The organism is Pseudomonas sp. GW-45 (assembly GCF_056896675.1).
Map to the genome: position 1 here is coordinate 698,721 of NZ_CM167674.1, position 12,333 is coordinate 711,053.

Annotated in this window: 12 protein-coding genes; 3 read left to right on the forward strand and 9 right to left on the reverse strand. The window is 56.9% G+C overall.

Annotation, left to right across the window (positions count from 1 at the left end; all coding sequences use genetic code 11):
- Positions 1-57: 57 nt before the first annotated feature.
- The 9 genes from fis to AC1XYH_RS03105 all read right to left on the reverse strand — a co-directional run bounded on the left by fis (position 58) and on the right by AC1XYH_RS03105 (position 10,281).
- Positions 58-384 carry a DNA-binding transcriptional regulator Fis gene (fis, locus tag AC1XYH_RS03065; RefSeq protein ID WP_483325195.1) on the reverse strand — a complete coding sequence of 109 codons (327 nt, stop codon included), beginning with the start codon at positions 382-384 and terminating at the stop codon, positions 58-60.
- Positions 381-1,373, reverse strand: coding sequence for a tRNA dihydrouridine synthase DusB (dusB, locus tag AC1XYH_RS03070; protein ID WP_483326291.1), 993 nt, complete (start codon positions 1,371-1,373; stop codon positions 381-383). Before dusB ends, fis begins: the two co-directional genes overlap by 4 nt.
- Before the next feature lie 230 nt (positions 1,374-1,603).
- On the reverse strand, positions 1,604-2,929 hold the full coding sequence (locus AC1XYH_RS03075) for a zinc-ribbon and DUF3426 domain-containing protein (protein ID WP_483325196.1): 1,326 nt from the start codon (positions 2,927-2,929) through the stop codon (positions 1,604-1,606).
- A gap of 67 nt (positions 2,930-2,996) precedes the next feature.
- Positions 2,997-3,878: a 50S ribosomal protein L11 methyltransferase gene (gene prmA / locus AC1XYH_RS03080; protein ID WP_483325197.1), complete on the reverse strand. Its 882-nt coding sequence runs from the start codon at positions 3,876-3,878 to the stop codon at positions 2,997-2,999.
- A 108-nt stretch (positions 3,879-3,986) separates the two neighbouring features.
- A complete protein-coding gene (gene accC, locus AC1XYH_RS03085) occupies positions 3,987-5,330 on the reverse strand; it encodes an acetyl-CoA carboxylase biotin carboxylase subunit (protein WP_483325198.1) in 1,344 nt (447 codons plus the stop codon).
- A gap of 19 nt (positions 5,331-5,349) precedes the next feature.
- Positions 5,350-5,799, reverse strand: a complete 450-nt coding sequence (accB, locus tag AC1XYH_RS03090; protein WP_483325199.1) for an acetyl-CoA carboxylase biotin carboxyl carrier protein — start codon at positions 5,797-5,799, stop codon at positions 5,350-5,352.
- A gap of 34 nt (positions 5,800-5,833) precedes the next feature.
- Positions 5,834-6,277 (reverse strand): type II 3-dehydroquinate dehydratase, encoded by a 444-nt coding sequence (gene aroQ, locus AC1XYH_RS03095; protein WP_483325200.1) that lies wholly within the window; start codon positions 6,275-6,277, stop codon positions 5,834-5,836.
- A 131-nt stretch (positions 6,278-6,408) separates the two neighbouring features.
- Positions 6,409-8,217, reverse strand: coding sequence for a protein-disulfide reductase DsbD (gene dsbD, locus AC1XYH_RS03100; protein ID WP_483325201.1), 1,809 nt, complete (start codon positions 8,215-8,217; stop codon positions 6,409-6,411).
- Positions 8,218-8,313: 96 nt separating this feature from the next.
- Positions 8,314-10,281 carry a methyl-accepting chemotaxis protein gene (locus tag AC1XYH_RS03105; RefSeq protein ID WP_483325202.1) on the reverse strand — a complete coding sequence of 656 codons (1,968 nt, stop codon included), beginning with the start codon at positions 10,279-10,281 and terminating at the stop codon, positions 8,314-8,316.
- A 173-nt stretch (positions 10,282-10,454) separates the two neighbouring features.
- Between AC1XYH_RS03105 and AC1XYH_RS03110 the strand changes: the two genes are divergently transcribed.
- The 3 genes from AC1XYH_RS03110 to AC1XYH_RS03120 are packed head-to-tail and all read left to right on the forward strand — an operon-like array spanning position 10,455 to position 12,331.
- Entirely contained in the window at positions 10,455-11,420 is a 966-nt protein-coding gene (locus AC1XYH_RS03110; RefSeq protein WP_483325203.1) for a DUF2333 family protein, read from the forward strand.
- 3 nt (positions 11,421-11,423) lie between these two features.
- Positions 11,424-11,960, forward strand: a complete 537-nt coding sequence (locus AC1XYH_RS03115; protein ID WP_483325204.1) for an NUDIX hydrolase — start codon at positions 11,424-11,426, stop codon at positions 11,958-11,960.
- 2 nt (positions 11,961-11,962) lie between these two features.
- Positions 11,963-12,331 carry a translation initiation factor Sui1 gene (locus AC1XYH_RS03120; protein ID WP_483325205.1) on the forward strand — a complete coding sequence of 123 codons (369 nt, stop codon included), beginning with the start codon at positions 11,963-11,965 and terminating at the stop codon, positions 12,329-12,331.
- Positions 12,332-12,333: the final 2 nt, after the last annotated feature.

Below are 12,333 nucleotides of genomic sequence, written 5' to 3' on the forward strand. Positions count from 1 at the left end.
GGTATTGGCAAGTTACCGCCGGCCAGGACATACCAAGCCGGCATAATCGGGGTAGAGTCAGAGCAGTCCGTATTGTTTTAGCTTTTTTCGCAGAGTGCCCCGGTTCAGGCCTAGGACTTCGGACGCGCGAGTCTGGTTGCCCTTAACGTAGTTCATGACGCTTTCTAATAATGGGGCTTCAACTTCTGACAGCACCATGTTGTAGACGTCGGTAACGTCCTGGCCTTCAAGATGCTGGAAGTAGTTGCGCAGCGCTTCGTCTACGCTATCGCGTAAAGGGCGCGGGTTACGGGCTTCGTCGCTGCCGATGGCAGGAAGAATGGATGGACTGCTGTCGCTCACGGTGGGATTTCCGTCAAAAAAGGTAGAGGTTTCGAGGTTCATGCTGCTAGATCTCCTTCCAGCAGGCGGCTGAAATACTGCTCGATTGCGTGGTGTTGCTGATCTGCGCAGGTAATGGCATTGAAACTACGGCGAAATTCGCCAGCGCCGGGCAGCGTTTGTAGATACCAACCAACATGCTTGCGCGCAATACGAGCGCCGTGGTCGGCCCCGTAAAATTGGTGCAGTGCCGTCAGGTGCTCGCTGAGAATGCCTTGTTGGATCGCCAGTGCAGGTTCAGGCAAGACGTTGCCAGTACGCAAAAAGTAATCGATCTCGCCGAAAATCCAAGGTCGGCCCTGGGCAGCGCGGCCGATCATCACGGCGTCAGCGCCGGTTTGCTGCAGCACCTCACGGGCTTTTTGCGGGCTGGTTATGTCGCCGTTGGCAATCACAGGAATGGAAATGGCCTGCTTGATCGCTGCAATGGTGGCGTACTCTGCGTGCCCGGTGTACAGCTCTGAGCGAGTGCGGCCATGCACGGCCAGCGCTTGAATACCGCTGCCCTCCGCGATACGAGCAATGTTAAGACCGTTGCGGTTGGTTGGATCCCAACCGGTACGAATTTTCAGCGTGACGGGCACTTGGACTGCGGCCACGACCGCTTCAAGAATATCGGCCACCAGAGCCTCATCGCGGAGCAGGGCAGAGCCAGCGGCCTTGTTGCAAACTTTTTTGGCAGGGCAGCCCATGTTGATATCAATGATCTGTGCGCCAAAATCCTGATTCATACGGGCGGCTTCGGCCATCATGTACGGATCACCGCCGGCAATCTGCACTGAGCGTGGCTCCGGCTCGCCCGTGTGGTTGAGGCGTAACTGGGATTTGCGGGTGCTCCAAAGACGGGTATCACTGGTAACCATTTCGGATACTACTAGGCCCGCACCCAGCCGTCGGCAGAGCTGCCGGAAGGGCTGATCTGTAACGCCGGCCATCGGCGCCAGAATGACAGGATTGGGTAGTTGGTAAGGTCCGATACTGAGCACTGCCAGGTCCATCCCTGTGCGATCCGGTCTTGTCCGGTGGTCTGTTCTGCGGAGTCACTCCACCCGCGCCGAGCTAGTGGTTCGATCGCTGAGAGGAAGTGTGAAAAGGGCGAACATAATACCTGCAAAGTATGACTGGTTAAAGACTGATCTGGCTGTTTTTTGTACAGTTTCGCATTGACTAATCATTCAGGAACAACTAAGGCGCAGCGGTTGATCTGCGCCTGGTGATTGCTTTAGGGGCTAAGGAAGTCGAGTGCGTAGCTACTCGCCCGTGGCCCAGGAGCGACCATGCTCAAAGCAATGTGGATGGGCGTTTGCGGTGGCATCAGGTTGCGCCCTGCCAGCTCACCACCCAGATATTCCGCCGGTCGGAAACGCTTCTCGCTGACACTGTCGCCCTGACTGTCGCTGAAGGTCATGCGTACCACAGGAAAAGGTTGGGGGTAGTCGGCGCGATTGTAGATGATCACGTCGATGGCAACGGCATTGGGAAACTCTGGATGTGGACGTACCAGCAGGTTGCTGCTGCGTACCTGACTGATATCTACCCGTACTGGCAGCTCACAGCCAGCCAGCAGGCAGACGCTTTCAAGCGTCGGGCGCCATTTGGCGTCGCGCGCCCAGGCATCAAGATTGTAAGTAACTGCTTGGGCCAGCAGGGCTAGCACCGCTATCGCACATAACAGTGTCCAGACCCAGCTGTGCTTTGGGCGGCGTGACGGGCGGGGCACTTCGTCGAGTAGTAGCGGCTCTTCTTCGATATCCGGCAAGGTCAAGTCGTCATCCAAACGCGGCTCGGTGCGATGTTGCTTGCGGGCGTCTGGCTCGTCGAGCGGAATGTCGGCTACTTCAGGTGCTTCGTTGTGGGCTGAGAATCCGGCTTCCAAAGGCTCTTGGTCGATCTCTGCGGTCATGTTCGGAGCCGGGCGGTCGCGCAAAAAGATGCCATTTTCCCTGGCGTCATCCTGCAGGGGTAGCAGACGCGCGGTATCTGATAACTTTGCTGTTGGCGGTGGCGCGGCTAGCTTCTCAGCGCTCTGTTCTGGCGGCTGTTGCGGTTTGATGTCGCGCGAGGGTGGCGTGGCGATGAAGTCTTCATGTAGGTCGAGGCTGTCGTCGTCATCAATGGCGCTAAAACGGTGCAGTTCGTCTGGATCATGCAGCTGCGCAGTTTCCGCTAGGCTCAGCGGCGGGTCGTCGTCGAAGAGGTCGTCATCGGCGGCGCTGAAATCCGTTTCGATTATCTCCGCGGGCAAATGCTCGTCTTCGCGGCTGGCGGATAGCGGCGGATTGACCTCCTCGACAATTGATTCATCCAGGCCCAAGGCTTCCAGGTCTAGATCATCCAGTTCGAGGTCGTCATGAATTAGCAGTTCACCAGCGGCGTTATGGCGCTCGATGATCTTCTGTTTGGCTGCTGGCGGATGGCTGCTCAGCGCATTGAATACTTTGAGGCAGGCGCCGCAACGCACATTTCCGGCGGCGGCACTCAGTTGTTCCTGAGACAGACGGAAGTGAGTTTTGCAGTAGGGGCACTGCGTTACCTGCAATTCGCTCATGGTGTACCGGACGTCCTGTGCGCGTGGCGATTCGATTGCCTATTCTGCCTACAAGCGGGCTAGGCTGTCACTGTCTGCGGCGGCCGCTGACACGAATCCAGCCATCCTGCTCGGCGACCGGATCGAGCTCGAAATAATCCTGATATGCGGCGAGGATATCCGCTGTCTGTTCGGCCAGAATGCCCGACAGCGCAATCAGCCCGCCCGGTATAACCAAGCTGGCGAGCTGAGGCGCCAGGCTGACCAGCGGGCCAGCCAAAATATTCGCAACCACCACCTCTGCCGGCTGTTGTGGCATGTTTTCCGGTAGATACAAGCTGAAGCGTACATCGGCAATCTGATTGCGCTGAGCATTATCGCGGGAAGCCTCAAGCGCTTGCACGTCGATGTCTGTTCCAACCGCATGGCTCGCACCCAGTAATAGTGCGGCAATGGCTAAAATGCCGGAGCCACAACCGAAGTCAATCACTTGCTTGTTCTCTAGCTGCTGACCATCCAGCCATGCCAGGCACAACGCAGTGGTGGGGTGGGTGCCGGTGCCAAAAGCCAGGCCTGGGTCGAGCAGCAGGTTTACCGCCTCGGGTTCAGGCGCGGTATGCCAACTCGGCACTATCCACAAACGCTGACCAAAGCGCATCGGATGGAAGTTGTCCATCCAGCTGCGTTCCCAGTCTTGGTCTTCAATCTGCTCTAACTCGTGGTCGGGTAGTTCACCTTGATGCAGGAGTTTCAGGTGCTGAATCAATGCCTGTGGGTCGGTGTCTGCCTCGAACAGGGCGAGCAAATGGGTATTGGACCACAGTGGTGTGGTGCCAAGGTCTGGTTCAAAAATGGGTTGGTCTTCGGCATCCATAAAGGTGACCGACACTGCGCCAAGCTCCAGTAATTCATCTTCCAGGCACTCGGCCTGATCCGGGGTAATGGCGAGACGTAGTTGCAACCAGGACATGTTGAACCTCAAAAAGCTGGAAGCTTATAGCTTAAAGCTGAAATAAAAAACCGGGATACGATATTTCGTATCCCGGTATTGGTGCAGCATCGCGAGCGATTAGTTGGGTTATTTCAAACCCAACTTGTGCTCCAGGTAGTGAATGTTGACGCCGCCCTTACAGAAGCCAGGATCGCGAACCAGTTCGCGGTGTAGCGGGGCATTGGTTTTGATGCCGTCTACCACTAGCTCGTCGATGGCGTTGCGCATCCGTGCCAGCGCTTCGTCTCGAGTGGCGCCGTAAGTGATCAGCTTGCCAACTAGTGAGTCGTAGTAGGGCGGCACTTTGTAACCACTGTACAAGTGAGAGTCGACACGTACACCGTTGCCACCGGGCGCGTGGTAGAAAGTCACCGTGCCGGGGCTGGGCATGAAGGTTTTTGGGTCTTCTGCGTTAATTCGGCACTCTATGGCATGGCCACGAATCACGACGTCGTCCTGAGTAAAGCTCAGTGGCTGGCCAGAAGCGACCAGTATCTGCTCTTTAACGATGTCGATACCGGTGACCATTTCGGAAACCGGATGCTCAACCTGCACGCGAGTGTTCATTTCAATGAAATAGAACTCGCCGTCTTCGTATAGAAACTCGAAGGTGCCAGCGCCGCGGTAGCCCAAATCAATACAGGCTTTTACGCAACGGGCCTGAACTTCGGCACGAGCCTTTTCGTCGATGCCGGGGGCAGGCGCTTCTTCAATAATCTTTTGGTGCCGACGCTGCAAGGAGCAATCGCGGTCGCCCAGATGAATGGCGTGGCCTTGGCCGTCTGACAATATCTGCACTTCAATGTGGCGCGGGTTAGTCAGGAATTTTTCCAGGTAGACCATCGGATTGCCGAAGGCAGTGCCGGCCTCGCTGCGAGTTAACTCGATCGATTTGATCAAGTCAGCCTCGTTGTGCACTACGCGCATGCCGCGACCGCCACCACCACCAGCGGCTTTGATGATGACTGGATAGCCAACGCGCTGACCTAGCCGCAGGCATTCCTCGTCATCGTTCTCCGGCAGCGGACCGTCGGAGCCGGGTACCGTGGGTACACCGGTGGCCTTCATGGCAGCAATCGCGGATACCTTGTCGCCCATCAGGCGAATGACGTCAGCGCTGGGGCCGATGAAGGTAAAGCCAGAATTTTCGATCTGCTCGGCGAAGTCAGCATTTTCTGCGAGGAAGCCATAGCCGGGGTGAATGCCGTCGGCGCCCGTAACTTCGGCAGCGCTGATAATCGCTGGAATATTGAGATAGGAGTCAGTGGCACTGGGTGGTCCAATGCAGACGGTTTCGTCCGCCATGGCCAAGTGCATCAACTCGCGGTCAGCGGTGGAGTGCACCGCTACAGTCTTCAATCCCAGTTCCTTGCACGCGCGAATAACGCGCAGTGCAATTTCACCGCGATTGGCTATTAATACTTTATGCATCGAAGCCTCCGGGCCCGGCTCAGGCGATGCTGAACAGGGGTTGATCGAATTCCACCGGTTGGCCGTTATCTGCCAGGATGGACTGCACTACACCGCTCTTGTCGGCTTCAATGTGGTTCATCATTTTCATGGCTTCAACAATGCAGAGTACGTCGCCAGCCTTAACAGTGTGGCCTACTTCAACGAAGGAACCCGCGCTCGGCGAAGGTGAACGGTAGAAGGTGCCCACCATGGGTGAGCGTACCAAATGGCCGGCTGGTTCGGCTGGTGCCGCTTCGGCTACAGGCGCGGCTGGCGCTGGAGCAGCTGCTGGAGCAGGTGCGGCAGGCGGCGCGTAATATTGCGGCGCGACAGGCTGTTGGCTATGACGGCTGATGCGAACGGATTCTTCACCTTCGTGAATTTCCAGCTCGTCGATGCCAGACTCTTCCAGAAGCTCGATTAGTTTTTTGACTTTGCGAATATCCATTGATGCGTGCACTCCAGAGCAGGGTTAATCGTATTCAGGATTGTTCTATTTTGTGTATTGCTGCCTGCAGGGCTAGTTCGTAGCCCTGGGCGCCAAACCCGCAAATCACGCCTTCGGCAACGTCCGAAAGATAGGAGTGATGGCGGAAAGGTTCGCGTTTATACACGTTGGAAAGGTGAACTTCGATAAATGGGATGCTCACCGCGAGCAATGCGTCACGTATTGCGACGCTGGTATGGGTAAAAGCGGCCGGGTTGATCAGAATAAAGTCGATTGCCTCATCGCCTGCGGCGTGAATGCGTTCGATCAATTCATGTTCGGCATTGCTTTGCAGGCTCAGCAGATGATGGCCACGCTGGCTGGCAAACTCGCGCAGATGCTGATTGATCTGCTCCAGCGTTGTCGCGCCATAGACACCGGGCTCGCGGCTGCCAAGGCGATTAAGGTTGGGTCCATGCAGGACCAATATGCTAGCCATTTTATTTACTTATATTCCGTCGCTGAATCCGTGTGACCAGACGGTCAATGAATTACCCGGCAGTTTGCCGGAATCGGATTGGGCTGTCCATAACCTGAAGGTTAGCACCAAATGCCGGCATGATGCCTGCATTAAGGCGTTATGTTGCCAGCATCCGCATTTATCAGAACGCGCATGAAGTGAACCTTGTCCACTTCACCCTGAATACGTAGCTGTTTCAGCTCCTCACCGTTGCTATTGAAAAACAGGTAGGCCGGCGGGCCAAACAGCTGATGACGGGTGAGCCAAGCACGTTGAGCTGCGGTGTTGTTGGTCAGGTCGAGTTTGATACGTGCATAGCCGCTGAGTGCATCGCGTACGTCTGGTTTACTAAGAATTTCGCGCTCCATTACTTTGCAGCTGATGCACCAATCGGCATAGACGTCGATGATCGCGGGTTTTTGCTGCTGGGCGGCGCTGCGCAACGCTTGGTCGAGCGCTGCTGGGTCTTCTAGGGTGACAAACCAGTCGGTCGCGTCGTTGCTGCTGGTTTTAGCGCTGAAAGGCTGCAGCGGGCGTAGCGGGTCTTCGCCCCCGGCCAAGGCGCCAAACAGCGCAGCGCTCGCATATAGCGCAATCAGTAGCGCCAGGGTGCGCCGCAGGTAATTGTCATGATTGGCGCTGAACAGTCCTATACGCACTGCTAGCCCGGCAGCCAAAGCGGCCCAGAGCGCTAAAGTCAGTGGGCCGGGGAGCAAGCGTTCAAGCAACCAGATGGCAACCGCCAACAGACCAAAACCGAACAGGTGCTTGACGGTGTTCAGCCAAGGGCCGGAGCGCGGCAGCAGTGTGCTGCCGAACAAGGCAACCAGTAGTAGCGGAACCCCCATTCCTAAGCCCAGCGCGAACAGCTTGAAACCGCCGCCGAGCGCGTCTCCAGTAGTGCTGATGTACACCAGTGCACCTGCCAATGGCGCCGAAATGCAGGGCGAAACCACCAGGGTGGAAAGTACACCCATACCGGCGGCGCCGGCCAGCGAGCCGCCTTCGGTCCGCTGATTGAGGCGCTCCAAAGGCTCGCGCAAAAAACGCGGAAGGCTAAGATCAAAATGACCGAACATCGCTAGTGCAAACAGCGTGAAGAAAGCGGCAAAAGCGCCCAGTACCCAAGGTGACTGCAAGCGGGCCTGGATATTTAGCGCTGCGCCAAAGCTGCCGATTAATGCGCCGACCACGGCCAGTGTAAGGGCCATGCCCAGCACGTAGGCCAACGCCAAGGCCAGCGCACGACCGCGGCCAATGGTCGAACGGCCGAGTACCAGGCTGGATAAAATGGGCAGCATGGGCAGTACGCAGGGGGTAAATGTCAGGCCCAGGCCTGCGACAAAAAACAAGAGTAATGCGAGACCGCCGGATTGCGCGCCAAGCAGTTGATTGAAGCCTCCGGCGTCAGTGGGGGTGGCGGTTCCTGCTGCTGCGCCGCTGTTGGGTAGTTCAAGCGTAACCACTTCAGGTGGGTAACAAAGCCCCGCGTCGGCGCAGCCCTGAAAGCCGACAGTTAACTGGCTGGCGCCGGTAGGTAATGCAGAGATATCGAGCACAACTTCAAGCTGGTTGTAATACACCTCGACGTCGCCGAAGTACTCATCAGTCTTGTGTTTACCCTCAGGCAAGCTTGGTGTAAGTGGTTGTTCTTGCTCGCCTTGCAAGCTGAAGTGCAGCCGATGGCGATACAGATAGTAGCCGGGCGCGATGTCAAAAATGACGCGAATTTCCTGGTCATTGGCATCTAGTAAGCCCGGGCGGAAGGCCTCGTGCACCGGTAAAAAATCGGCCTGATTGCTGCTGCCTTGCAATAACCCGGTCAGCGATCCGGACGAGTTGGCTGTGCTCGGGAAAGCGGCTTGCGCGCTGCTCGCCAGCAGCAAAGACAGCAGGACGAAAAAACGGAAAAGTCGCATCGTGCACCCGGCCAGATAAAGGACAGCCATCATAAAGGCTGGCTGGGATCGGGGAAAGGCAGATGCCGAAGGATTCGTTGCTGAATCCTTCGGTGCTCAGATTTTGAATGCCGATACTGCTGACAAAAGTGCGCTGCTGCGTTGGCTTATCTGTTGGGTATGTTCGCGGGTTTGCGACACCATGCCGAGATTCTCTTCGGTCAGCTGGTGAATTTGCTGACTGTTCTCGCGGATGGTGCGTACTTGGCCGGATTGCGTGTCGGTGTGGCTGGCAATGTGCTCGGCCAGCTCGGTGATGCGCAGGATGGCGCTGACAATGCTGCTCAGGGCAGCTTCCGCACGTTGGCCCTGCTCGGCCGTGTTCTGCGCATGACGGACCTGTTCGTTCATCTGTGTGGCTGATTGGCGGGCAACCTGTTGCAGGCTCTCGATCAGCTGACGAATTTCCTGGGTGGAGCCGGCGGTGCGCTGCGCCAACTGGCGTACTTCATCGGCGACCACGGCAAAACCGCGCCCGGCCTCACCGGCACGTGCGGCTTCAATCGCAGCATTTAACGCCAGCAGATTGGTTTGTTCGGCGATGCCTTGAATCACCTGTAGCACGCCGCCGATGGTGTCCGATTCGCTCACCATACGGCCGATGGTGCGCGCTGTGGCTTCGACCTCGCTTACCAATTGCTGCATTTGTGCAATGGTGCCGCCGATGACTTCCTGGCCATCGCGCACTTCGCGGTTGGCAGAACGTGCTAGCTCGGCGCTTTCTCCGGCGCTAGTGGCGACCAGGCGGACCGCTTCTTCCATGCCACCGATGTCTTGATTGATTTCTTGGGTGTCGCGCTGCTGCTGGGCAGCGCGATCATGGGTTTCAGCAGACAGCTGGTCTAGCTGAAGGCTGGTGCCGTTGAGGGACTCGGCTTGCTGGTTGATGGTGGTCACCAAATCGATCAAATAGCTGCGCAATTGGTTAGCCGAGTGCTCTAGCTGAACCAGTTCGCGGGTCTTGCTATGGGTGTTTACTGGCTTGCGGAAATCACCGCTGGCATAGGTAGACAGCGCCGGCGCGAAGTGGCTGATTGCATTGGCAATCGAGCGTTGGATGCGATCGATCAGCAACGCGATAAGAATGATCAGTGCGATGATTGCCAGCTGCACGTTACGCACTTGATGAGTGATGCTGTCACGTTCAGCAGTGAGCGCTGGCCGAATCAGGTCGGCACCCTGTTGCAGGTTGGCGGTGCGTTCGCGGGTGATGTCTTGCAAGCGCGCACGCTCGGCAATGAGTTCGCCGGTGCGCTGCAGCTCAGCAGGGTAGCGCGTTAATAGCGATTGCAAAGCGCGTTTGTAGTCTGCGCCTGGATCGGTCTGAGTGGCTTGGCTGTTGCTATCAACACCTAATAGCGAAGCGAAAGGGTCTGCGCTGACGCTCGTCTCGCTGACCACACCAAGCAGCGGTAGCTGCTGTAGCTCCTCGGCATTTTGTTGCGCAGTGGAGATCAAGCGTTTCAGGTTGTCCATTAATGCGGGGTCGTTCTGGCTGAATAGCCTGGCGCGAGCCAGACTGATACGCAGTAAATCAGACTGCAAGCTATCGAGCAGTGTGATGTATTGCAGCGCCGTGCGACTATTTTCTGCGGCACTTGCGTTGGCGTAGCTGGTCAGACTTTGCAGCTCGGCCATGATTTCGCGCTCAGCCTGCACCAATAGGGCCTGCGGATCGCCGGCCAGTTTGCCAACCGCCAGCAGATCTGCACCGACGAACTCGGTGAAGTCGGTCAGGGGTTGTTCCAGCGGCTGACGGATGTTGGCAGGTAGAAGCTGTAGGTTTTCGGCTACGGCAATGGCGGTGTTCTGCGCCTCTTGATGGCGTAGCGCATCACCGCTAATACGATAAGCTTCAGTATCGCGCTGCAGACTTTGTACTTGAGCGACTATATTCAAGTATGTGTCCATCAGCGCGTAGGGCGTTTTGAGCGCATGTTGAGACCACCACAGGCTAGCGCCAAGCGCGATACCTACGGCGACCAGCAGGCCGGTATTGAATAGAGTGAGTGATTTCAGGCGCATGGCAGACCCGTTAATGCTGGAAGGTGGGTAGAGCAATGCCTAAATCATAATGTCAGTTGTGTTACAGCTTGATGAAAGATGGCCATGTGCCTTACCCGGCAAGCACCCGCTGCTGGCCTTGACTACGCCCGCCCATGATATGCTGGGTGCAGATTTGAAACAGGAGTGCAGAGATGAAATTCGGAACGCGCACGGATTCGAGCGACGGCAGTAACGTGAAAGGTTCAACGGTCGGCAAGATCGTGTTGGGCGTTTTAGTGGTCTATCTGTTGATATGCCTGGTGATCGGGTGGTATTGGAGCCGCGAGCCGGATATGGCGCCTCTAATCGTGAGCGCTGAAAGAAACCAATTGGTTACGGGTGAGTACACGGCGCGCACCCTGGATTCTCTGATGGTTACGTTATTGAATAAGCCCGGCGGCTACATCAGTAATGATCGGCTCCCCCCCGGCTTGTGGCTAGACAATATGCCGAGCTGGGAGTTTGGTGTGCTGGTGCAAGTACGCGACATGAGCCGCGCGCTACGCCGTGACATGGCTCGTTCGCAGTCGCAGTCCACCGAAGACGCTAACCTGGCCAAAGCAGAACCCTTGTTTAGCACCAATAACAATCGTTGGATGTTTCCTTCCAGCGAGAGTGAATATCGCAAAGGCATGGATCAGCTCGATAGCTACATTACCCGCTTGAACAAGGGTGATGCGCAGTTCTACGCCCGCGCCGACAATCTGGCAAGTTGGGTGGGTGATGTGAGTACGCGTTTAGGTTCGCTGTCGCAGCGACTGTCCGCCAGTGTGGGTCGTGCGCCCCTAATAGAAGGCGGTAAGTTAGGCAAGACTACCCCGTGGATGGAAATCGACAATGTGTTTTACGAGGCACGCGGCACCTCATGGGCGCTGGTATATCTGCTGCGCGCGGTCGAGCACGACTTCCACGATGTGCTGGCCAAGAAGAACGCGCTGATCAGCATGCAACAGATCATCCGTGATCTGGAAGCCACGCAGGAAACCCTGTGGAGTCCCATGGTGTTGAACGGCGGTGGATTCGGCATGTTGGCGAACCACTCGCTGGTGATGGCTAACTATCTGTCACGTGCTAACGCAGCGATGATCGACCTGCGTCGGTTGCTTGAACAGGGCTAGGTAGTGGATAGAGCAGCCATAGAAGCTTATCTGGCGGCTTCAGCTGCCGAGCGTGTGACTCATGTGGATGAGCATGATCAGCCGCTCGGCGCAGTGAGCCGCGGTGATGCGCAGGCACGCGGGTTGATTACCCGCTGCACTTTTATCTTTGTGTTCAACTCTGCCGGCCAGCTTTGTCTGCACCAGCGTACTAACCACAAACGCTTGTATCCGGGTTTCTGGGATGTGGCTGCAGGTGGCGTAGTGGGAGCAGGGGAGAGTTATGCGCAGGGCGCGGAGCGCGAGCTCGCTGAAGAGTTGGGTGTGGCCGGTGTGACCTTGACTGAGCACCTGCGTTTTTACTTTGAGTCGGCAGACAGTCGCCTGTGGGCGGGCGTGTTCAGCTGCTGCTGGGACGGTCCGCTGGAAATGCAGCCTGAAGAGGTGCAAGACTTTCGCTGGATAGATCCACACAGCCAGTGGCAGCGTAGTGGCGAGCAATACGCACCTGACTCAATGGATGCGCTGCAGCGGCTGTTGCAACAAATTTCAGTGGATTAAACATGGTAAAGAAGAACGGTCTGCAGGCCCTGGGTGGTTTGGTCTACTCAACCGACAGCGGGCGTGTGTGTCCGGAGTGCAGCCAGCCACTAGCTGAGTGTCGCTGCGCTGAACAAGCCGTGCCTGAGGGTGATGGGGTCGTCCGCGTACGTCGCGAAACCAAGGGTAGGGGCGGTAAAACGGTTACCAGTATCACTGGTGTATTGCTGGCAGCTGACGAGCTGAAGGCCTTGGGCAAGAAACTGAAGAACCGCTGCGGCTGCGGTGGCTCGGTCAAGGATGGTGTCATCGAGATTCAGGGTGACAAGGCTGAGCTGCTCTGCGAGCTGTTAACGGCCGAAGGTTTTAAGGTCAAGCGGGCCGGCGGCTAGCG